Source organism: Curtobacterium sp. MWU13-2055, from assembly GCF_023242305.1.
Lineage (GTDB): Bacteria > Actinomycetota > Actinomycetes > Actinomycetales > Microbacteriaceae > Curtobacterium.
Genome location: NZ_JALLIO010000006.1, coordinates 185,455 through 206,337, shown reverse-complemented (window position 1 = coordinate 206,337; position 20,883 = coordinate 185,455). Strand labels below are relative to the sequence as shown.

The window sequence follows — 20,883 nt, the reverse complement described above, 5'->3', positions numbered from 1 at the left end:
TGCTAGCAACCCCCCGGTGCCGTGCGCTGTGAGGGGCGTCGGTGTGGGGGCAGCGGTGTGCGCGGCCCGCGAACGGACCGCGCACACACGGGTCGGACGGTGTCCGCAGCGATCGCGTCAGGCGAGCGCGGCGGCCGGCTCGGCGTCCACCGATGCCGCGGCACCGGTCTGGTCGTCGATGCCGATCACGCCGTAGTCCCAGCCCTTGCGTCGGTAGACGACGCTCGGGCGGTGGGTCTCGGCGTCCACGAACAGGTAGAAGTCGTGTCCGACGAGCTCCATGAAGTACAGGGCGTCGTCGACGGTCATCGGGGCGGCCTCGAAGACCTTGTGCCGGATGACCACGGGGCTGTAGACCTCGTCGTCCTCGTCCTCCGGTGCGTCGGCGTCGACGACCGTGACCGCGCCGGTGGCGACGTCCTCGATGAGGCGGCCGTCAGCGGGGACCACCCCCATGCCGTCGAAGCCACTGCCTGCGGCCTCGGCCACCGAGGTCGGGCGGTGACGACCGCGGTGCACCTTGCGCCGGTCACGAGCACGACGCAGCCGTTCCATGATGCGGGCGAAGGCGAGGTCGAAGGCGGCGTACTTGTCGGACGCCGCGGACTCCGCCCGCACGAGGGGCCCGGGACCGATGAGCGTCAGCTCGATGCGGTCCTCGCCCTGGCTGCCGCCCGACTTCTCGTGGTGGCGGCTGATGCGCACCTCGAAGGCGAGCGCACGGTCAGCGAGCACGTCGATCTTCTCGGACTTCTGTTCGACGTAGGTGCGGAATCGGTCGGTGACCCCGACGTTCCGGCCTGTGATCGTCACGTCCATGTCGCGGCTCCCATCGAGCTTCGGCGCGTCGCCTCCATCCGGCGAACCCGAACGCCTTGCCGCGAGGCTAGACCCGCCGCAGGTCCCGCGTCACGGTGCGTCGGCGAGTCTGCCGGACACCCACCGGACGCACAGCGGTCACCCGGTGTTCACCGAGCCGTCAGTCCTCGACGCTCGCGACGGCCACGCACCGGACGACCCGGCCGCCCGCGGCGCGGACCGCCCGCACCCCCTCGGCCATCGTGACGCCGGTCGTCACGACGTCGTCCACGAGCACCACGTCCCGCCCGTCGACCCCGCACGCCCGCAGCGTCCCGACGGTCGCGGCGACCCGCTCGATCGCCGTCCGTTCCTTCTGGCGCGGCCCCCCGCTCGCCGGTCCACCCCGGACCCGCACCCGTCGGAGCCGCCCGGTGCCACGGACGCCGCCGCGGGCGAGCAGCAGCACCACGGGGTCGAACCCCCGACGCCGTGCCCCCGCCCGCGACGGCGGGACCCGCAGCACGACGGTGTCCACGGGTGCCTCGGCGAGCGCGGCACGCACGAGCGAGCCGAAGCGAGCGCCGAGCGGTCGTGCGACGTCCACCCGACCGCGGAGCTTCAGCTCGAGCAGCAGGGTCCGGACGAGTCCCTCGTACTCGAAGGCGGCGTCGAGCCGCACGCCCGCGACGAGTCGGACCCGGCGCGGGCGCGCGGCCAGGGCGGTGCGGCAGGCCCGGCAGAGCGCACGGTCCGGCCGTCCGCAGCCCAGGCACTCCACCGGCAGGAACAGGCCGAGCACCGCGAGCGCCGCGTCGCGCCACGGCGTGAGCGGGTCCACCGTGGACCGGTCCCCGGTGAGCGGGCCCGCCGTGGACCGGTCCTCGGTGGGCGGGTCCTCGGTGCGCATGCGACGAGTGTGGTGGCGACCGGACGGCGGGCGTGGGCCGATGGTGCGGACGGTGGACGGGCCTCCCGGCCGGGGTGGGTGTGGAGGGGTGACCGCGACGTCAGCGCTGGACGCCGAGCACGTCCGCGGTCACGCCGGTGGTGTCCCAACCGCCGCCGGTGGACTGCAGCACCGACCCGCTCGACATCCGGAGCAGCAGCGCACCACCGCTCCCGCCGCTGATCGAGGTCGCGCGACCGTCCGGCTTCGGCAGGGTGCTCGACTGCCCGCCGATGGTGGTCCGGACGACGTTCGGCCCGGCCGTGGTCTGCCCGACCGAGGCCACGTCCGTGTCGTTCACCCACGTCGCCCCGACCGCGTCGCCGGTGGCCGCCTGCACCCGGACGGCCGCGCCGAACGACGTCGGGGACCGGTCGGACCCGCGGATGATCGCCATCACGTACAGGCCGGGGCCGTCGGCGGTCTGGATCAGGGCGAGTGCCCGGGTCGAGTCGCGGGACACCTGGAACGACACGAGGTCACCGCGCGGCAACGACGTCGCGACCTGGTGCGGGTCGCCGCCGAGGCCGTAAGCGGTGATCCGGCGGGTGTCCGACGACTGGCCGACCCAGACGAACCCGAGGTCGTCGATCGCGGGGGCGACGAGGTCCTCCCGGGCGTCGACACGCAGGTGGTCGTCGCCGCGGACGACGACGGCACCGTCGCGGTTGCCGACGGCGGCCGTGGTGCCGGAGGCGGACAGCGAGATCGAGGTCGGGTCGAGGCCGGCCACGGTGTCGCCGACGCCGCCGCCGAGCTTCGAGACCTTGCCGGTGCCCGAGGCCGCGTAGCCGACCACACCGTCCTCGTCGACGAGGGGGCGGGGGTCGACGTCCGGGTTCTGCTGCGCGTTCGCCCCGCTCGAGTCCGGGACGGACAGGCTCGCGCCCTCGATGGTCATCGACACCGACGAGATCGTGGCGACCGAGGCGAGCGACTTGCTCAGTTGCTCACGCATCCGGACGCGGTCGACGGTGCTGGCGCGCAGGGCGTCGCTGGACAGGTCGACGAGTGCCGTGCCGCTGTCGATGGTGACCGCGTTCAGGGAGAGCTGGGTGCCCTCGGGGAACGACGAGACCACGGCGCCCTTCAGCCAGTCGGCGGGACCGGCCATCAGGGCGCTGGCGATGCGGGTGCTGGTGGACGAGCGGGCGAGGAACCAGCGCTCGTCGGGCACGAGGAACCGGAACGTCGGGTCGTAGAAGTACAGGGCGTGCTGCTGGAAGACGGAGTCGAAGCTCACCGGGGACAGGATGATGCCGTCCGGGGCGTAGGCGATGCGCCACTCGCCGTCCTCGCGGGTGAACTGGAACGTCAGCGTGGACGAGGTCGGGCGGACCGCCTGGGTGTACTCCCCCTCGGAGTCCACCGTCGCGCTCGCGGTGAGCGTGTACGTCAGTTCGCGGTCGTCGGCGCGCTCGACGGTGCCGCTGCCGTCGCGGATCGTGACGCCCTGCCGCGGGTTCCACTGCTGCGAGAAGTCCGAGGCGAGGAACTGCCGGGCGATGGCGTAGTTGTCCTGTGCACCGGTGGCCGCCGCGATGAACCCGCGCAGGATCGCCGTCTGGTCGGAGCCGGTGATCGGCTTGTCCGGCCGGAAGTCGACGCCGGACAGCGACTCGTCCTTGATCGTCTGCCCGGTGCGGACGGCGCCGTCGACGGGGATGGCGGCGCAGGCGGTGAGCGCCAGCACGCTGACCGCCGCCAGCGCCGCGGCGACGACGTGCCGGAAGCGGGGACGGAGACGGGGACGCATCAGGACTCCTCTCGCACGGCGCGGGGGCCGTCGTACGACTCGTCGAGCTCGGGCAGCGGGATCGCCGACGTCGCGGCGGTGACCTGTTCGTTGCGGGGCAGGGTCAGCACGAAGGTCGACCCCTGACCGGGGCGGGACCACACGTCGATCCGACCACCGTGCAGCTTCGCGTCGCCCAGGCTGATCGCGAGACCCAGGCCGGTGCCGCCGATGGTGCGCTTGCGGCTCGGGTCGGCACGCCAGAACCGGTCGAACACCCGTGCTGCGTCCTCCGGCGGCATCCCGACGCCCTGGTCGCGCACCGCGATGGCGACCGTGCGGGCGTCGCTGTCGACGACGACCTGGACGGGCTTGGCGTCGCCGTGCTCGATCGCGTTGCCGACCAGGTTGCGCAGGATGCGGCGGACGCGCTTGGCGTCGAGTCGCATCGTGGTGTGGCCGCCGGGCGTGGCGAGCTGCAGGTCGATGCCGGCGCGTTCGGCCAGGGGGCGGAACTCCTCGACGATGTCCGCGGCGAGCGCCGCCGGCACCGACGGCTCGGTGTCGAGCTGCACGGCCTGGGCGTCGTAGCGGGAGATCTCGAGCAGGTCGGCGAGCAGCAGCTCGAACCGCTCCACCTGGGCGTGCAGGAGCTCGGCCGATCGCCCGACCGAGGGCTCGAACGCGTGCCGCGAGTCGAAGAGCATGTCGCCGGCGAGGCGGATCGTGGTGAGCGGGGTGCGCAGCTCGTGGGACACGTCCGACACGAAGCGCTGCTGCACGCGGGAGAGCTCGGCGAGCTGGGTGATCTGCCGGCTGACGGCCTCGGCCATGCCGTTGAAGCTCCGCGCGAGGGTCGCCAGGTCGTCCTGGCCGCGCACCGGGATGCGTTCGTCGAGGCGTCCGGCGGCGATCTTGCGGCTCGTCTCCGCTGCCTCGCGGATCGGGACCACGACCAACCGGACGACGAGCGAGGTCACCAGGGCGATGAGCACCATGAGCGCGACGCCGCCGATCGAGAGCGTCTGCGACACGAAGTCCAGGGTCTGCTGGGCATCGGACAGGTCGTAGACCAGGTACAGCTCGTACTGGCCGGCACTCGGGATCTGCAGCGTGGAGCCGACGGCCAACCCGGGCACGCGGCGGCCGTCGTCGTCGAGCTGCACCGGCTGCAGGCTGAGCTTGCCGGTGTTCGCGCCGACCTCCTTGCGCAGGGCGTCCGTGATGACGGCGTCCGGGAAGTCCTGGCTCGCGATGGTCTGCAGCGTCTGCGGGGTGGACTGGTCGGGGCTCCGCTCGATCGCGATGCTCGTGCCGCCGGGGCTCGTCGTGTTCGACAGGATCGCCTGCTGCGCCTCGTTCTGCAGCGTCTCGAGCTCGGACTGGTTGTTGTCCTCGGCCGCGGTGGCGGCGTCGAAGATCCCCTGCGCGACGATGGTCGCGCGGGCCGACTCGGACTCGATCTGGTCGCGGCGCTGCGAGTAGACGTTCGTCGAGATGCTCACCATGACGGCGGTGCCGATGATCCCGACCGCCAGTCCGGTCGTCATCACGGTGATGGCGACCGAGCGGAACATCAGGGACCGACGCCACACGTAGGCGACGGGCCGCCAGCCACGGCGGACCCAGCGGCGCATCCGTCGTCGGCCGCGGCCGACCACGCCGATCGACACGGTGGCCGTGCCGGGGGTGGCACCGGCTGCCGTGCCGGGAGCGGTGCCGGCGGGCGGGGCGGGCGGCACGGTGGTCAGGCTCCTCCGGCCCGGTACCCGACGCCGCGGACCGTGGTGACGGTCTTCGGGTTGTCCGGGTCGTGCTCGATCTTCGCGCGCAGGCGCTGGACGTGCACGTTCACCAGGCGGGTGTCGGCCTTGTAGTGGTAGCCCCAGACCTGCTCGAGCAGCATCTCGCGGGTGAAGACCTGGTTCGGCTTCTCGGCGAGCGCGCGGAGCAGGTCGAACTCGAGCGGGGTGAGCGCGATGACGGTGTCGCCGCGGCGGACCTCGTGCCCGGCGACGTCGACCGTCACGTCACCGACGTGCAGCACCGTGGCGTCGGTGGCGCTCGGCCGCAGCCGCGTGCGGATGCGGGCGACGAGCTCCTTCGGGTTGAACGGCTTGACGACGTAGTCGTCGGCACCGTTCTCGAGGCCGAGGACGACGTCGGCGGTGTCGCTCTTGGCGGTGAGCATGATGATCGGCGTGCCGCTCTCGGCACGGATGCGCTTGCAGACCTCGATGCCGTCGATGCCCGGGAGCATCACGTCGAGCAGGACGAGGTCCGGCTTCGTGCTGTGGAACGCGTCGACGGCGTCGTTGCCGTCGGCGCTGAACTCGGGTTCGTAGCCCTCCGAGCGGAGGACGATGCCGATCATCTCGGCGAGGGCCTGGTCGTCGTCGACGACGAGGATGCGCGGTGTCATGTGATGTGGACTCCGTGTGGCGTGCGGGTGGTGCCGGGTCGGCACGTGTCCCCACACGATAGCCGAGGCCCCGTCACGCGGCGTTTTCCGCCAGGATGGAGGTGGACCGCGCGTCGCAGCGCGGACCGACACGACGAAGGGGGCCGAGGTCATGTCCGATTGGCAGACGCCTGGCGGTGGTCAGCAGGGGGCCGGGCAGCAGGGCGCCGGGCAGCAGGGCGCGTGGCAGGGACAGCCGGGAGGCCCGCCCCGCTTCTCCGCGCCGCCGCCGCCCGCCCCGGGGCCGGGTCGACCCCCCGGCGGTCGTCCGCCGTCCGGCTCGCGTCCGGTGATCCCCCTGCGCCCGCTCGGCTTCGGTGACGTGCTCGGCGGCGCCTTCACGGTCTTCCGCCGCAACGCCCGCGTCCTGCTGCTCTGGAGCGTGCTGCTGAGCGGCGTGCTCGGGCTGCTCTCCACGCTGGTCAGCACGTTCGGCCAGCAGGCGCTGCAGTCGCGGATGATGACGGCGTTCGACGGCAGCGGTGGTGGCGACACGATCGTCGCGGGCTCGGTGACGCTGTGGATCCTGCTGACGATCGGCCTGCCGTTCCTGGCGTACCTCGGGCGCGGCTTCCTGGTCGCACCGGTCGCCGCGGACACCGGCCAGCGGGTGCTCGGCCGTCGCGCGACCTTCCGGGGCCTGTGGGCGTTGCTCGCCGGGCGGCGGTGGCCGGTCGTCGCGTGGATGTTCGTGCAGATCGGCGCGGGACTCGTCGTCGGGATCATCGTCGCGGTGGTGTTCTTGGGGTTCTTCGCGGCGCTCGGTGCCGGGGACGCCGGCGCCGGGTGGTTCGTCCTGGCGGTCTTCGTGATGGTGCTCGGCTTCGGTGTCGTGCTGACGTGGCTCGGCATCCGCTTCGCCTTCACCGTGCCGACCATCGCGCTCGAGGGCCGACCGGTCTTCGCCGCCGCCGCGCAGTCGTGGCGGCTCACCCGAGGTGCGTTCTGGCGGACCTTCGGCATCCTGCTGCTCGTGCAGGTGATGTTCGGGGTCGCGGCGTCGATCGCCACGGCGCCGCTCACCATCGGGGCCGTGCTCGTCGGCGGGGTGTTCGACCCGCTCGGGCAGACCGACGCGTCCTCGGGCATCGGTGCGGGCGCCCTCGTCCTTATCGTCATCGGCAGCCTGCTCGCGATCGCGGTGCAGTGCGTCACCGACGTGCTGAGTGCGGCGGTCGTCACCTTCCTGACCATCGACCGACGGATCCGGACCGAGGCCCTCGACCAGCGGATCGCGTCGCACCTCGACACCGGGCAGCCGGCCGACCCGTTCGCACCGTCCGCGCCGGTCGCCCGACCGCCGTGGCCGCCGCAGCCGTGGGCCGGGCAGCAGCAGCCGTGGGCGCAGCAGCAGCCGCCGCAGTGGCCCGGGCAGCCCCCGCAGGCGTGGCCCGGACAGCAGCAGGCGCAGCAGCCCTGGCCCGGACAGCAGCAACCGTGGCCGCAACACCCGCCGCAGCAGGGGCAGCACCGGCCGCCGGACGGGACCGCATGACCGCGGTCGACCCCGACGAGGCCCGCCGTCTGCTCGAACGCGAACTCGACCGGCCCGCGTACGACGGCGCGCACGTGACCTGGTGGGACCGGGCGTCACGGACGTTCCTGGACTGGCTCGGGTCGCTCCGCGCCGACGGACTCGACTCCCCCGTCGCGGCCCGCACGGCCCTCGTGATCGCCATCGTGGTGCTCGTCGCCGTCGTGGTGCTCGTCGTCGTGGCCCGCGGGCTCCCCCGACGTCGTGCACGCAGCGGCGCGGACGACACCGGCGGGGTGTTCGACGACGACGACCTCCGGTCCGCCCGGGAACTGCTCGAGGCCGCACAGTCCGCGATCCGCCGGGGCGACTGGTCGGCCGCGGTCCTCGACGGCTTCCGTGCGACCGCCCGCGGCCTCGGCGAGCGCGACCTGGTCCCGGACGTCCCCGGGGCCACCGCACGCACCATCGCGGTGCGGGGCGCCGCGCCGTTCCCCGCCGAGGCCGTGGCGCTCGACGACGCGGCGACGGCCTTCGACGCCGTCCGCTACCTCGGGCTCGACGCCGACGAGGCCACCGCTCGCCGGGTCCTCGACACCGAGCGCGCCGTGCGCCAGGCTCGTCCGGCCAGGTCCTCGGGGCCGGTGGTGCCGGCATGACCGCCAGCACCGCCACCGCCGCCGCGCCGCGCACGGGTGCGCCGTCGGAGGACCAGCCAGAGGGCCGCCGGTTCCGGTTCGGCTTCTGGATCGCGATCGTGCTCGTCGGGCTCGTGCTCGCCGTGCTCACCGCCGTGGTGCAGGGCGCCGAGGGACCGGACCGCCGGCCGCTCGACCCCACCTCGACCACCGCGAGCGGATCGGCGGCGCTGGTCCGGGTCCTGGAGCAGCGTGGCACCTCCGTCCGGGTGACCGACCGTGCCGACGGGATCGACGGTGGCACGGTGTTCGTCGACGACTCCGACGGCGTCCTCGACCCAGGCGTCGCCGAGCGCCTCGCCCGGACCGCCGACCACGTGGTCCTGGTGGGCGTCGACTCCACGCCGTTCGCGTCGTTCGGCCTCGACGTCACCACGGCCACCGCGCCCGAGGGCGACGACACCGTGTCCACCGCGTCCTGCGCGATCCCGGCCGCGGCGTCGGCTGCGCGGGTGTCCACCGCCGGGTACGGCTACACGGTGGACGACCCCGACGCGGATCGCTGCGCGCCGTCCGGCAGCGGCGACGACCGAGCCTGGGGACTCGTCCGCACGGCGACGCCCGGCGGCGACGTCACCCTCGTCGGCACCACGTCGGCGTTCCGCAACGACACGATCACGACCGCCGGGAACGCCGCGCTCGCCCTCGGCCTGCTCGGCGCGGACGACCGGCTCACCTGGTACACGCCGACCGTCGGCGCGCCCGACGCCGCCCCGACCCTCGGCGAGCTCGCGCCGCCGTGGGTGCCGAGCGGCCTCGCGCTGCTCGCCCTGGTGGCCGTCGCCGCCGCGGTGTGGCGGGGCCGACGTCTCGGGCCGCTCGTCGTCGAGCGGATGCCCGTCGTGGTCCGCGCCGCCGAGACCACCGAGGGCCGTGCCCGGATGTACGCCCGCACCCACGACCGCACCCACGCCCTGGACACCCTCCGTGTCGCCGCGGTGCGCCGGATCGGCCGGCTGCTCGGACTCCCCCGGTCCGCGCACGTCGACGACGTCGTCCGCGCAGCGGCCCGCGCCACCGGCATCCCGCACGACCGCGTCGGCGCCGTCCTCGTCGGCGGTCCGACCCTCGACGACCGCGCCCTCGTCGACGGCACGAGGGCACTCGACGACCTCGAACGGGCCGTCCGACGATCCACCTCGGGCGACCGTCCCAGCACCGACCACGACCGACCAGGAGCACGACCGTGACCGACCTGCCAGCTGCCCCCGACCAGCACGTCCCCGCACCGGGCGACCGCGCCCCGCACGACCGGAGCCAGCACGACCGGAACCAGCACGATCCCGGGCTCCGCGACGCCTTCGGGCGGGTCCGGGCCGAGGTCGCCAAGGCCGTCGTCGGACAGGAGGGCGCGGTGTCCGGCATGATCGTCGGACTCCTGGCGCAGGGGCACGTGCTGCTCGAGGGCGTGCCCGGCGTCGCCAAGACCCTGCTCGTCCGCAGCCTGGCCGCCGCGATGTCCCTCGACACGAAGCGGATCCAGTTCACGCCGGACCTGATGCCCGGCGACGTGACCGGTTCGCTCGTGTACGACGCCTCCACCGGCACGTTCCCGTTCCGCGAGGGCCCCGTGTTCACCAACGTGCTGCTCGCCGACGAGGTGAACCGCACGCCCCCGAAGACCCAGTCCGCCCTGCTCGAGGCGATGGAGGAACGCCAGGTCAGCGTGGACGGCGACGCCCGGCTGCTGCCGGACCCGTTCTTCGTCGCCGCGACCATGAACCCGATCGAGTTCGAGGGCACGTACACGCTCCCCGAGGCGCAGCTCGACCGCTTCCTGGTGAAGCTGACGCTCGACATCCCGCCGCGCGACGTCGAGTGGCAGGTCCTCCGCCGGCACGCCGACGGCTTCGTGCCGCGGGACGTCCGGTCGGCGGGCATCACCCCCGTGGTCGGCGTCGACGAGGTCCTCGCCGCGCAGCGCGCCGTCCGGGCCGTCGGTGCTCGTGACGACGTGCTGGCGTACATCGTCGACCTCGCCCGTGCCACCCGTCAGGCACCGTCCGTCCGCGTCGGGGTCAGCCCGCGCGGTGCGACGGCCCTGCTCGCCGCCGCGAAGGCCTGGGCGTGGCTCACCGGCTACGACGCCATCACGCCCGACCATGTGCAGGCGATGGCCCTGCCGGTCTGGCGGCACCGGCTCCGGGTGGCCGCCGACGCCGAGCTCGAGGGCGTCGGCGCAGACGGGGTGCTCCAGCAGGTGCTCGAGCAGGTGCGGGTGCCGATCTAGTGGCGGTCTCCGGCCGGTTCGTCGCGCTGCTCGCCGTCGCCGTCGTGCCCACCGTGCTGCTCGCCAGCGGGTGGGCCGGCCTGGCGTGGGTCGTCGTCGTGCTGCTCGCCGCGGCCCTCGACGTCCTGCTCGCCGCCGACCTGGCACGCGTGCGGGTCGAACGGCGGATGCCGCGACTGGCCCGCCGGGACAGCACCGCCGACGGCACGCTCGTGCTCGCGAACGACGGCGGGCGGGTGCTCCGGGGCATCGTCCGCGACATGTGGGAGCCCTCGGCCGGACACCGGCCGCGCCGGGTCCGGATGACGGTGCCCGCGGGCGAACGACGGACCGCCCGCATGCGGTTCACCCCGTTCCGCCGCGGTCGACGCCGCACGGCCGGCGTCGCGGTCCGGGCGTTCGGTCCGCTCGGTCTCGCCGCCCGGCAGCGGGTTGTCACGGCGCCGGGCGAACTCGTCGTCACCCCGCCGTTCCGCTCGCGACGGCACCTGCCGTCACGGCTGGCCCGGTTGCGCGAACTCGACGGCGAGACCACCCTGCAGCTCCGCGGCCACGGCACCGAGTTCGACTCGCTGCGCGACTACGTCCGGGGCGACGACGTCCGCTCGATCGACTGGCGAGCGACCGCCCGACGGCAGGACCTCGTGGTCCGCACCTGGCGCCCGGAGCGCGACCGTCGGGTCGTGGTCGTCGTCGACGCCGGACGCGCCGGCGCCGGCAGGGTCGCGGACGAACCGCGCCTCGACACCTTCATCGAGTCCGCACTGCTCCTCGGTGCCCTGGCCGCGGCCGCCGGCGACCGGGTCGACCTGGCGGTCCTCGACGACACCGTCCACGACCGTGTGCACGGGGCGACCCGCACCGACGTGGTCCAGCGCTTCGGGGAGGCCCTCGCGATGGCGGAACCCGCGCTCGCCGCCACCGACTGGTCTGCCGTGCCGGCGCTCGTCGACTCGATCACGACCTCGCGGGCGCTCGTCGTGCTGGCGTCGAGCCTCGACTCGGTCGGTGCCTCCGGCGACCTGCTGGCGGTGCTGCCCCGGCTCACCCGGCGGCACGCCGTCGTGGTGACGAGCATCGAGGACCCGGCGGTGCAGCGGACCGCACGCGGCGGGGTGGACCCGGCCACGACGATCCGCACGGCGCGGGGCGGACGCGTGCCGGGCCTCCCGACCGGCGCGGAGCGCGACGTGTACCGGCGGGCCGCCGCCGAACGCACCCTGCTCGATGCCGACGGCGTCGCAGACGTCGCACGCCGGAGCGGCGCCGAGGTCGTCCGTGGCGCACCGGAGGACGTCCCACCGCTCGTGGCCGATGCCTACCTGCGCGCGAAGGCGACCGGCCGGCTCTGAAGCCGGACGGACCCTACCCGGCGACCAGGGCGGACGTGCCGCGCTCGAACTCGTCGAGGTCGCCGCGCTCCCCGGCCCGGTACGCGCGACCGCCGAGCACCCACTGGTACGCCAGGACCGCGGCGAGGGCGATCGTCCCGATGCCGATCTTGACCGGCCACGGCCAGTCCTGACGGGTGACGATGCCCTCGACCAGCCCGGACAGCAACAGCGTCAGCGTCAGACCGACCGCGATCGTGATGAGGCCACGGCCGTCCTCGGCGAGGGCCTGCGCGCGGTTCCGGTGCGGCCCCGGAGCGACCCACGACCAGAAGATCATCAGGCCCGCCCCGCCGGCGAGGAAGACCGAGTACAGCTCGAGCTGGCCGTGCGGGGCGATGTAGAGGAAGAAGTCGCCCAGGCGGCCCTGCGAGTGCATGATCGCCGCGGAGACCCCGAGCCCGACGGCGTTCTGCATGATCGAGAACGGCACGAAGACGCCCGTGATGCCGAACGCGACCATGGTGGCCGCGATGTAGGCGTTGTTCGTCCACACCTGCGCCGTGAACGCGCCGAGACCGTGGTCGGAGTAGTAGTCGACGAAGTCCTGCGTGGCGTACTGGCGGAGTGCCTCCGGCGTGCCGAAGGTCGCCGTCGCCCCCGGTGTCGTCGTGATCCAGACGGCCACGATCGCGCCGATCGCGACGGTGGCCAGCGCCACCCAGATCGTCACCCAGCGGATCCGGTACAGCGCCGCGGGCAGCTGCCGGGTGAAGAACAGGGCAACCGCGGTGAGCGGGTCGACCGGGGTGCCGGTGAAGCGCAGGCGGGCGCGGTACAGGGTGAGGGACAGCCGGTCGCCGGTCGCGGTGCGGGGTGCGGCGCCGCGGATGCGGGCGAGGTCCGTCGCGGCGGCCTGGTAGCCGGAGACGAGCTGGTCGACGTCGGCACCGGTGGTGTGCCGAGCGCGCGCGAGGCGGTCGAGCTCCTGCCACCGATCGCGGTGCACCTCGGCGTATGCGTCCAGGTCCACGTGTTCCCCCTCGTGTCGGCCGACTTCCGACAGAATGATCCCATGTCGAAGCCCCGCACGCCGCGCGACCTCGCCGACGCCCGGTTCTCGCTCGCCCTGGACGAGACCGCCGACGAGCTCGTGGTCGGCGAGGCGGTCGCGCTCGACGTGCAGCCGGCCGGACTCGTCCTGCGGTTGGCGTCGGCGCTCCTCGACGGGGTGTGCCTGCTCGTCCTGTACCTGCTGCTCATGTTCGGGGTGTCCCGGCTGTGGCCGAGCGGCCTCGACGAGGCGTGGGGCGCCGCGCTGAGCCTCGCCCTGTTCGTCGCCGTGCTCGTGCTCGTGCCGGCCGCCGTCGAGACGGTGACCCGGGGCCGCAGCGTCGGCCGGTACGCCGTCGGCACGCGGGTCGTCCGGGTCGACGGCGGTGCGATCGGGTTCCGGCACGCGTTCACCCGCGCGCTCGTCGGGCTGTTCGAGCTGTGGATGACGTTCGGGTCGGTGGCGCTGCTCGTGGCGTTGTTCGGCAGTCGTCCGCGGCGCCTCGGGGACCTGCTCGCCGGCACCGTCGTGCAGCACGAGCGGCTGCCGAAGCAGCGGGACCCCCAGGTGGTGCTGCCACCCGAGCTGACGGCCTGGGCCACGGTCGCGGATGTCTCGGCGCTGCCGCAGCGGCTCGAGAACCGGCTCGGCGCGTTCTTCCGCGGGGCCGCCGTGATGCGCCCCGAACTCCGGGAGTCCGCCGCCCGCGCGCTGGCCGCGGACGTCGCACCCTTCGCCCACCCGGTGCCGCCGGTGCCCGCCGAGGTGTTCCTCGCCGGGGCCGTCGTGCTGCGTCGTGGGCGGGACGTGCAGGCGCTGCGCTCCCGCGTCGGGTTGCTCACCGAGGCGGGCGCGTCGGCGTCGGCGCGGCCCCCGGGCTTCCCGCGCTAGCGCGCTGCGCCCCGCCTCAGTACCGGTAGTGCTCGGGCTTGAAGGGACCCTCGACCGGCACGCCGATGTACGCCGCCTGCTCCGGGCGCAGCGTCGTCAACTCGACCCCGAGGGCGCCGAGGTGCAGTCGCGCGACCTTCTCGTCCAGGTGCTTCGGCAGCACGTAGACCCCGGTCGGGTACTCGTCACGACGGGTGTGCAGCTCGATCTGCGCCAGGACCTGGTTCGTGAACGAGTTGCTCATCACGAACGACGGGTGCCCGGTGGCGTTGCCGAGGTTCATCAGCCGCCCCTCGGACAGCACCAGGATCGAGCGGCCGGTCGGCAGGCGCCACTCGTGCACCTGCGGCTTGATCTCGACCTTCTCCACACCCGGCAGGGACTCGAGCCCGGCCATGTCGATCTCGTTGTCGAAGTGGCCGACGTTGGCGACGATCGCCAGGTGCTTCAGCCCGAGCATCTCGTCGACGCCCACGACGCCGAGGTTGCCCGTGCACGTGATGACCATGTCGACGGTCTCGATGACATCGGCCAGACGGGCCACCTGGTAGCCGTCCATCGCGGCCTGCAGCGCGCAGATCGGGTCGACCTCGCTGACGATGACCCGGGCGCCCTGGCCACGCAGTGCCTCTGCCGCACCCTTGCCGACGTCGCCGTAGCCGACCACGAACGCGACCTTGCCGCCCATCAGGACGTCGGTCGCACGGTTCAGACCGTCGGGCAGGGAGTGGCGGATGCCGTACTTGTTGTCGAACTTCGACTTCGTCACGGAGTCGTTCACGTTGATCGCGGGGAACCGCAGCTGTCCGTTGCGCGACAGCTCGTACAGGCGGTGCACGCCCGTGGTGGTCTCCTCGGTGACGCCCTCGATGTCCGCGGCGATGCGGGTCCAGCGGTCGGACGACGTCTCGAGCGACGCCGCGACGGTGTCGAGGACGATCTTCCACTCGGCACTCGCGTCGGCACCGGCGACCGGCGCAGCACCAGCGGCTTCGGCGTCGGCTCCGGTGTGCACGAGCATGGTGGCGTCGCCGCCGTCGTCCAGGATCAGGTTCGGACCGGCCCAGTCGGCTCCGACGGCAGCGGCCTCGGCGGTCCAGTCGAAGATGCGGCTGGTGCACCACCAGTACTCCTCGAGCGTCTCGCCCTTCCACGCGAACACGGGGACGCCGGCTGGTGCGTCCGGCGTGCCGGTCGGGCCGACCGCGATCGCCGCGGCGGCTTCGTCCTGCGTGGAGAAGATGTTGCAGCTCGCCCACCGCACCTGCGCACCGAGGGCGACGAGCGTCTCGATCAGGACGGCCGTCTGCACCGTCATGTGCAGCGACCCGGCGATGCGCGCGCCGGCCAGCGGCTGCGACGCACCGAACTCCTCGCGCAGGGCCATCAGGCCCGGCATCTCGTTCTCGGCGAGGCGGATCTGGTGGCGGCCCGCCTCGGCGAGCGAGAGGTCGGCGACGCGGTACGGTGCTGCGGTCTGGGCTTCGGTGGGCATGCCCATCAGTCTTCCATGCCGGGAGGCGCGGGTCCCCAGCCGACGTCGGTCACGTTCCACGGGCCTCCCGTCCACCACCGCTGGTGCGTCGCGGACGCGAGCCGTCAGTCGGTCTCGCGCTGCAGCGGCTCGCGCCGCACCACCTGCCAGCCGCGCGGGACGCGCAGGCCGGCCGCGTGCCGGGCGCAGAGGTCGTAGCCGTGCGGTTCGACCCGCGTGGAGAGCGGCCCGACGACGACCATGGAGTCCCCGTAGTCGTAGGTCAGGGTCGCCGAAGCGCTCGCGGCGCACGCGACCTTGCTGCAGATCCTCACGTCCATGTCGTCAGGGAGCCTAGCGGAGCGAGCACGAGCGACCGGAGCGACCGGGAGTGACGACGGCACGCGTACGATGTGGGGATGCGTCGCAAGCCCCGCCTCGTCACTCCGGTCGACCGCGGTCGAGGCCGGTCCCGGCACGGACGCGGCGGGCGGTCGAGCGTGACCGGTCCCGAGCTCGCACCGATCACCACCCGCGCCGAGGCCTTCGACCGCATCGTCGGCGACAGTGCCCACTACCTGATCGGGCTCTGGCCCGACGAGCTGTCGGGCGTGGTGTTCCAGGTGGCCGACATGCCGACCGACGCCACCCTGCCCGACGCGATGCCCCGCTGGCGCATCGACCGCGACACCCTCAGGGTCACCGTGTTCCGGATCCCCGTCGAGCGGGTGAACCGCAGCCCCGAGAAGGACGACGCGGACCGGCGGATCATCATCGAGACGGCCGTGTTCCGCGCCGTCGGCGAGCTGATCGGCAAGGACCCGTGGGACCTGGCGCCGGACCGCTACCGCCACTGGTGACGGTGCGGCGCCCGGAGGCGCCGCACCGTCGTCACCGTCAGGGGTAGACGCGCACCGGCGTGGACACCTGGGTGGACGGTCGGACCGGGAACCCGGCGATGCCGTCGTCCCCGCGGTAGGTCACGCCCACCACGACCCCTTCGGCGCCGGAGATCGAGAGCTGCTTCGCGGTCTGCACGGGCATGGTGGCCGTGGCACCCGACAGCACCGTGATGGTGCGCTTCTCGTCGCCGGAGCGGATCGTGATCGCACGGTCCTCACGCGTCGGGTTCACGAAGTTCATGCGGACGCCCTCCCCCGGTGCCACCGCGGTGATGACCTGGTCACCCAGCGGCTCGGCCGAGGCGAACCAGCCGAGGTCGCTGTTGCCGTCGGCCGTCGGTGAGGTCGTGCGGGCACCGGCGACGACGGGCTGCGTCGACGTGACGGTGAACGAGTAGCGGCCGTCCGGGAAGTCGTCGAGCGCGACGTCGGTCACGACCCCGGGCTCGGCGGTGGCGTTCACGGTCGTGCCGCCGCCGTCCGCCGTGCTGATGCCGAGCGTGACGCGTGCCGACTCGGTACCGGGGACGAACAGCCGGACGACGGGGGCTGCGTCCGCCGTGTCGTCACCGCGCTGTGCCTCCTGCGCGCCGGCGAGCACGACGCCGGGGATGACCTGCGACCGCGAGGGAGCGGCGCCGCCGGAGACGATGTCGTAGCCACCGGGGGTCAGCGTGCGGACGACGGTCTCCTGCATGTGGGCGACGATCTGCCCGCCCGAGGACGACACGTGCACGACGGTGGATCCCTGGTCGGACACGAAGCCGGACAGCGGGACGACCTTCTGGGTGTTCGGGGCGACGACGATGCCGGTCGTGCCGGGGGCGCTGACCGTGCCGGTGCCGTCGTAGATCGCCAGGTCGACGGTGGCGTTCACGTCGGTCGGGTTCGACAGGGTGACGAGGCTGGTCCGCCCGGTCTCGGTCGAGCCGCCGACGAGCCAGGTCGACTGCGACGGGTCGTCGCACGACGCCGCGCCGGCACCGACCAGGTCGCCGCTGGAGACGCTCTGGTAGCTGCTGCCCGCGACCTGCGGTGTCGTGTCGCCCGCGGGGGCGGTGAGCAGGCGCGGGTCGCTGCCGCCGGTGGACGACGGGTCGAGCGAGGTCCGCTCGACGGTCGAACCGGTCGTCGCCGTGGCCACGGTCGCCGACCCGACGGTGCTCGCCTGGGTGGCGTCGTTGCCGGAGTCGTCGGACAGCCGCAGGGCACTTCCGGCGCAGACGCGCTCGGCGTCGGCGGGCACCGGGGTGACGGTCCGGCCGGCCGGGCGACCCGGTTCGGCCGCGGTGCCGTAGGCGTGCGCGGCCGTGACGGCGCCGGCAGCGACGACGACGGCGACCGCGGTCGCGGTGCCGCGGACGACCCAGCGTCGGACGGAGCGGGTGGTGGTGCTCATTCGTCGCGCTCCTCGTCGAAGGTGGTCGCGGGTTCCTCGGCCTCGATGACGTTCGAGGTGGCGCGGCGACGGCGCGGGGCCGTCGGCACGGCGAGCAGGGCGGCCGCCCCGAACACCACGCCGAGCACGACCAGGTACAGGACGTGCGTGGCACGGGCGGCGGCGGACCCGGTGGTGGTCCGGTCGACGTCGCCCTCGTAGTGGAACAGCTGGCCGTTCGTGGTCTCACCGATGCTCGTGAAGAGCGCGTTCTGCCCGATCGCGCCCGCGGCACGGTCGTGCACGGTCTGCGCCTCGGGGTCGTCACCGGCGTCGTCGAGCAGGACGAAGCTGATGCCGAGTTCTTGCAGTGCCGGCCGGGGGTCGTAGCCGCTGCGGCTCGCCAGGTTGCCGGCGAGTGTCGTGAGCCGGGCGCCGGACTCGCTCAACCGCAGGGCGGTGGCGTCGAGGGTCGACTGGTCGTCGAGGGTGGCACCCTGGCCGCGTTCGAGCGCGACCGCGAGCGACCCGTCGTCCTGCGGCACCACGACGAGCGTGCCGACGTCGGGGTTCGCCTGCGCCTCGGCGTTCACGTACGCGCTGAGCACCCGGCCGGTGGTCGGCTGGATGGCGGCGTTGCCGAGGTAGAACGCGGCGAAGGCGGGGGCCACCGCGACACCGGCGAGCACCGTCGCGACGAGTCCCGTGACCGGGGCGGCCTTGGGCAGCACGTCGATCCCGATGCAGGCAGCGACCACGATCGCGAGCCAGTACACCGACAGCCCGCTGCCCGGCCACACGATGGTGGTGGTCGACCCGACGCCGGTGACGGTCACGTGGGTGGCGGCGAACGCGGTGCCGAACCCGAGCAGTGCGACGACGAGCGCCGAGCCGGCGACGGCCCAGCGGTGTCCGAGCATCGCGCCGATCGCCGCGGCGGCGATCGGGACGGCCAGGACGGCCATCACGATCGGCAGCCACGTGCCGACGGCTGCGAGTCCGGACGTGGCGGGCAGCCACCCGCTCCAGTCCGGCAGCGGCTGACCGATGGCCAGCTGCAGCGCGGACGGTGCGCGCGTGGCGGACGGGACGCCGGGGTCCGCGAAGACGGCGAGGACGTTGCCGCGCGCGACCTGGGCGAGGACGAGCGGCAGGAAGAGCACGGCGGTCGGCACCGGGATGAAGGCCCGACGGTGTGCACGGCGCCACCCGACGACGAGCGCGACGAGCCACCCGATCAGCAGGACCGGCAGCAACGACGGCGCCGAGGCCGCCACGACCGCGAACAGCAGCGAGGCACCAGAGGCCCAGGCCCACGAGCGGTGCGCCTCGAGCACGGCGACGAACAGCCACGGCAGCACCAGGTGCGCGATGACGGCGCCGAGGTGGCCGGTCGTGACCGCGCCGACGAGCGAGGGCGCGATGGCGTACAGCGCGGCACCGATCACCGGCACCCACTTGCGCGTGGTGACCTTGCGGACCGCGAACCAGGCGCCGAGGGCGGAGACCGGGAACGCGACGAGCATCACGAGCACGACGGACGTCGAGGGCGACCAGAACACGATCGACCCGAGGACCGCCAGCACGGCGGCGAACGGGTCGGACGGACCGGTGAACCCGGTGCCGAGCGAGTGCCAGCCGTACCCGACGTTCTGCCAGAGCTGCCCGACGCTCGTGCTGAGGGGCAGCAGGCCACCGCCGCTCAGCGCCGGTGAGCCGAGCAGGGGGTAGAGCGTGACGACGCTCAGGACGGCCGCGGCCAGCACGACCCAGATCCCGCCGTCGCCGAGGAACGACGCCCGCGCGATCGGGGCGTCCTCGACCCGGGCGAGTTCGACGTCGCGCGAGGTGGTGCGGTGCTCGTGCACCCGACGCCAGCTGACCCGGAGCGGTTCGACGGCGGCCCAACCGAGCTTCTTCGTGCGGGCGAGGTTCCTGCGCGCCCGACCGGTGCCTCCGGCGAAGGCCACCGCGAACGCCGCGGCGAGCTCGGGGACGACGGCCGCGGGGTGCTTGGCGACGAGGTGGCCGATCGCCCGGCCGAGTGCGAAGGGGACGAGGGTGAGCCAGTGCAGCCAGAGCAGTCCGCCCGGCGCGTAGGTCATCCGGCGGTGCAGCTGCGCCTGCCGGTGCATGCGGACACGGCGGGCCTCGGAGACGCGCTTGCGGCCGAACTCCTCGACCGGACCGGCGGTGGTGACCTTCGCCTCGGGGACCAGGGCGACGCGGTGCCCGGCCAGGCGCACCCGGACGCAGAAGTCGAGGGCGGCGTCGACGTCGGGCAGCGCCGGGTCGAAGCCGGCGAGCTCGGTCCACACCGAGCGGCGCACGAGCATGCCGCCGGCGGCGACGCCGAGCACGTCGGTGTGCCGGTCGTGCTGGCCCTGGTCGAGCTCGTCCTGCACGAGACCGATCGATCGGCCGAAGCGCGTCATGCTCTCGCCGAACGCGCGGATGAGCGAGGGGTCGTCGTCGGCGACGAGCTTCGGGCCGGCCACGACCACGGACGGAGCGATCTCGACGGCGGAGAGCAGGTCGGCGAGTGCGGTCGGCGACGGCGCGTTGTCGTGCCCGAGCAGCCACAGCCACTCGTCGACGGGCTCGTCCACGACGGCGGGCGGGGCCTCGCGCTCCCCGCGGGCGACGGCCTCGCCGAAGGGGCGTCCGGCCGGCAGGCGCAGGAGCTCGGCGGACCCGCCGAAGGACAGGCCGGCGGTGGAGCCGTCGGTCGATCCGACGTCGACGACCACCAGGTTCTCGGGGTGGCGGGTCTGGGCCGCGAGTGCGTCCAGGGTCCGGTCGAGGTGGGCCGCTCCGTTGGCGGCGACGAGGATCGCGGTGACTCTGGGCTGCATGACGGGCGTCACTCTACGGTCTGGAGGCACGGCGTCCGCTGCGGACGGCGGCGCGCCGTGAACCTGCGCGGCCGAGCGGTCACGGCGCGCCAGCGCCGTGCGAGGTCGCGCCGAGGAGCCTGCGACGAGGATTCGGGACCGCACGGTGTGCGCCGGGCGCGCGCCGTGACCGCGATCACGCCCGTTTGCGCAACTTGCGACGCTCGCGCTCGGACAGGCCGCCCCAGATGCCGAAGCGTTCGTCGTTCTCGAGCGCGTACTCGAGGCACTGCGCCCGGACCTCGCACGACGTGCAGATCTTCTTCGCTTCGCGCGTGGAGCCGCCCTTCTCGGGGAAGAACGCCTCCGGGTCGGTCTGTGCGCACAACGAGTCGACCTGCCACGCGAGCGGGTTCTCCTCGTCGTCCGTCTCCGGCCGTCGAACACCCGGGACGCCGAGCGCCACGGGGTCGACGTGCCAGTCCTCCGGAACTCCGGCGTGGAAGTCGGAACCGTTCACCCTGATCACCCCTGACGTCTCGATAACGGGACCACAACGATTGAAGTCGTTGCCTGTAATTACAGCGGTGTCATTCGCCTGAGTCAAGTCGCGGATCATAGAAGGCACTGACCGCTTCGGCGTGTCATGTCCCCCGTCTGGGCGTGTCGCGCCC

18 protein-coding genes are annotated in these 20,883 nt (G+C 73.5%); 7 read left to right on the top strand and 11 right to left on the bottom strand.

Annotated features, from left to right (window positions below):
* Positions 1 to 117: 117 nt before the first annotated feature.
* From hpf to mtrA, 5 genes are all read right to left on the bottom strand, one after another.
* A complete protein-coding gene (gene hpf / locus M4960_RS13770) occupies positions 118 to 819 on the bottom strand; it encodes a ribosome hibernation-promoting factor, HPF/YfiA family (protein WP_123292249.1) in 702 nt (233 codons plus the stop codon).
* A 160-nt stretch (positions 820 to 979) separates the two neighbouring features.
* On the bottom strand, positions 980 to 1,708 hold the full coding sequence (locus M4960_RS13765; RefSeq protein ID WP_248704532.1) for a ComF family protein: 729 nt from the start codon (positions 1,706 to 1,708) through the stop codon (positions 980 to 982).
* Between the two features lie 100 nt (positions 1,709 to 1,808).
* Positions 1,809 to 3,503 (bottom strand): GerMN domain-containing protein, encoded by a 1,695-nt coding sequence (locus tag M4960_RS13760; RefSeq protein WP_131845588.1) that lies wholly within the window; start codon positions 3,501 to 3,503, stop codon positions 1,809 to 1,811.
* Complete coding sequence (mtrB, locus tag M4960_RS13755; protein ID WP_243648968.1) at positions 3,503 to 5,224, bottom strand: MtrAB system histidine kinase MtrB; 1,722 nt, start codon at positions 5,222 to 5,224, stop codon at positions 3,503 to 3,505. The genes M4960_RS13760 and mtrB overlap by 1 nt, the downstream gene beginning before the upstream one ends.
* A 5-nt stretch (positions 5,225 to 5,229) precedes the next feature.
* On the bottom strand, positions 5,230 to 5,904 hold the full coding sequence (mtrA, locus tag M4960_RS13750; RefSeq protein ID WP_123292246.1) for an MtrAB system response regulator MtrA: 675 nt from the start codon (positions 5,902 to 5,904) through the stop codon (positions 5,230 to 5,232).
* Between the two features lie 328 nt (positions 5,905 to 6,232).
* Here mtrA and M4960_RS13745 point away from each other — a divergent pair, with 328 nt between their 5' ends.
* Genes M4960_RS13745 through M4960_RS13725 form a run of 5 tightly spaced genes read left to right on the top strand, consistent with a single transcriptional unit; the run spans position 6,233 to position 11,697 of the window.
* Positions 6,233 to 7,438 carry a glycerophosphoryl diester phosphodiesterase membrane domain-containing protein gene (locus M4960_RS13745; protein ID WP_248704531.1) on the top strand — a complete coding sequence of 402 codons (1,206 nt, stop codon included), beginning with the start codon at positions 6,233 to 6,235 and terminating at the stop codon, positions 7,436 to 7,438.
* Positions 7,435 to 8,076, top strand: coding sequence for a DUF4129 domain-containing protein (locus M4960_RS13740; protein WP_248704530.1), 642 nt, complete (start codon positions 7,435 to 7,437; stop codon positions 8,074 to 8,076). Before M4960_RS13745 ends, M4960_RS13740 begins: the two co-directional genes overlap by 4 nt.
* On the top strand, positions 8,073 to 9,305 hold the full coding sequence (locus M4960_RS13735; protein ID WP_248704529.1) for a DUF4350 domain-containing protein: 1,233 nt from the start codon (positions 8,073 to 8,075) through the stop codon (positions 9,303 to 9,305). Before M4960_RS13740 ends, M4960_RS13735 begins: the two co-directional genes overlap by 4 nt.
* Entirely contained in the window at positions 9,302 to 10,345 is a 1,044-nt protein-coding gene (locus M4960_RS13730) for a MoxR family ATPase (protein WP_248704528.1), read from the top strand. The genes M4960_RS13735 and M4960_RS13730 overlap by 4 nt, the downstream gene beginning before the upstream one ends.
* The gene (locus M4960_RS13725) at positions 10,345 to 11,697 is read left to right on the top strand and encodes a DUF58 domain-containing protein (protein WP_248704527.1); all 1,353 of its coding nucleotides are present in this window, start codon (positions 10,345 to 10,347) and stop codon (positions 11,695 to 11,697) included. The genes M4960_RS13730 and M4960_RS13725 overlap by 1 nt, the downstream gene beginning before the upstream one ends.
* A 13-nt stretch (positions 11,698 to 11,710) precedes the next feature.
* On the opposite strand, the gene M4960_RS13720 is transcribed toward M4960_RS13725, so the two are convergent.
* Positions 11,711 to 12,709 (bottom strand): stage II sporulation protein M, encoded by a 999-nt coding sequence (locus M4960_RS13720; protein ID WP_248704526.1) that lies wholly within the window; start codon positions 12,707 to 12,709, stop codon positions 11,711 to 11,713.
* A gap of 42 nt (positions 12,710 to 12,751) precedes the next feature.
* Between M4960_RS13720 and M4960_RS13715 the strand changes: the two genes are divergently transcribed.
* Positions 12,752 to 13,621 carry an RDD family protein gene (locus tag M4960_RS13715; RefSeq protein ID WP_248704525.1) on the top strand — a complete coding sequence of 290 codons (870 nt, stop codon included), beginning with the start codon at positions 12,752 to 12,754 and terminating at the stop codon, positions 13,619 to 13,621.
* A gap of 16 nt (positions 13,622 to 13,637) precedes the next feature.
* On the opposite strand, the gene ahcY is transcribed toward M4960_RS13715, so the two are convergent.
* Complete coding sequence (ahcY, locus tag M4960_RS13710; RefSeq protein ID WP_111086022.1) at positions 13,638 to 15,116, bottom strand: adenosylhomocysteinase; 1,479 nt, start codon at positions 15,114 to 15,116, stop codon at positions 13,638 to 13,640.
* A gap of 104 nt (positions 15,117 to 15,220) precedes the next feature.
* A complete protein-coding gene (locus tag M4960_RS13705; protein ID WP_111085977.1) occupies positions 15,221 to 15,436 on the bottom strand; it encodes a DUF3499 family protein in 216 nt (71 codons plus the stop codon).
* 78 nt (positions 15,437 to 15,514) lie between these two features.
* Between M4960_RS13705 and M4960_RS13700 the strand changes: the two genes are divergently transcribed.
* On the top strand, positions 15,515 to 15,955 hold the full coding sequence (locus M4960_RS13700; protein WP_123292238.1) for a metallopeptidase family protein: 441 nt from the start codon (positions 15,515 to 15,517) through the stop codon (positions 15,953 to 15,955).
* Between the two features lie 37 nt (positions 15,956 to 15,992).
* Here M4960_RS13700 and M4960_RS13695 read toward each other — a convergent pair whose 3' ends face one another.
* The 3 genes from M4960_RS13695 to M4960_RS19800 all read right to left on the bottom strand — a co-directional run bounded on the left by M4960_RS13695 (position 15,993) and on the right by M4960_RS19800 (position 20,738).
* Positions 15,993 to 17,396: a DUF5719 family protein gene (locus tag M4960_RS13695; protein ID WP_123292237.1), complete on the bottom strand. Its 1,404-nt coding sequence runs from the start codon at positions 17,394 to 17,396 to the stop codon at positions 15,993 to 15,995.
* Positions 17,393 to 20,230, bottom strand: coding sequence for a glycosyltransferase family 2 protein (locus M4960_RS13690; RefSeq protein WP_123292236.1), 2,838 nt, complete (start codon positions 20,228 to 20,230; stop codon positions 17,393 to 17,395). Before M4960_RS13690 ends, M4960_RS13695 begins: the two co-directional genes overlap by 4 nt.
* Positions 20,231 to 20,405: 175 nt before the next feature.
* Positions 20,406 to 20,738, bottom strand: a complete 333-nt coding sequence (locus M4960_RS19800) for a WhiB family transcriptional regulator (RefSeq protein ID WP_374114433.1) — start codon at positions 20,736 to 20,738, stop codon at positions 20,406 to 20,408.
* Positions 20,739 to 20,883: the final 145 nt, after the last annotated feature.

Coding starts and splice junctions, on each gene's coding strand:
- hpf (WP_123292249.1), bottom strand. CDS start 819: ATGGACGTGACGATCACAGGCCGGAACGTCGGGGTCACCGACCGATTC.
- M4960_RS13765 (WP_248704532.1), bottom strand. CDS start 1,708: ATGCGCACCGAGGACCCGCCCACCGAGGACCGGTCCACGGCGGGCCCG.
- M4960_RS13760 (WP_131845588.1), bottom strand. CDS start 3,503: ATGCGTCCCCGTCTCCGTCCCCGCTTCCGGCACGTCGTCGCCGCGGCG.
- mtrA (WP_123292246.1), bottom strand. CDS start 5,904: ATGACACCGCGCATCCTCGTCGTCGACGACGACCAGGCCCTCGCCGAG.
- M4960_RS13740 (WP_248704530.1), top strand. CDS start 7,435: ATGACCGCGGTCGACCCCGACGAGGCCCGCCGTCTGCTCGAACGCGAA.
- M4960_RS13735 (WP_248704529.1), top strand. CDS start 8,073: ATGACCGCCAGCACCGCCACCGCCGCCGCGCCGCGCACGGGTGCGCCG.
- M4960_RS13715 (WP_248704525.1), top strand. CDS start 12,752: ATGTCGAAGCCCCGCACGCCGCGCGACCTCGCCGACGCCCGGTTCTCG.
- ahcY (WP_111086022.1), bottom strand. CDS start 15,116: ATGCCCACCGAAGCCCAGACCGCAGCACCGTACCGCGTCGCCGACCTC.
- M4960_RS13705 (WP_111085977.1), bottom strand. CDS start 15,436: ATGGACGTGAGGATCTGCAGCAAGGTCGCGTGCGCCGCGAGCGCTTCG.
- M4960_RS13700 (WP_123292238.1), top strand. CDS start 15,515: ATGCGTCGCAAGCCCCGCCTCGTCACTCCGGTCGACCGCGGTCGAGGC.
- M4960_RS13695 (WP_123292237.1), bottom strand. CDS start 17,396: ATGAGCACCACCACCCGCTCCGTCCGACGCTGGGTCGTCCGCGGCACC.
- M4960_RS13690 (WP_123292236.1), bottom strand. CDS start 20,230: ATGCAGCCCAGAGTCACCGCGATCCTCGTCGCCGCCAACGGAGCGGCC.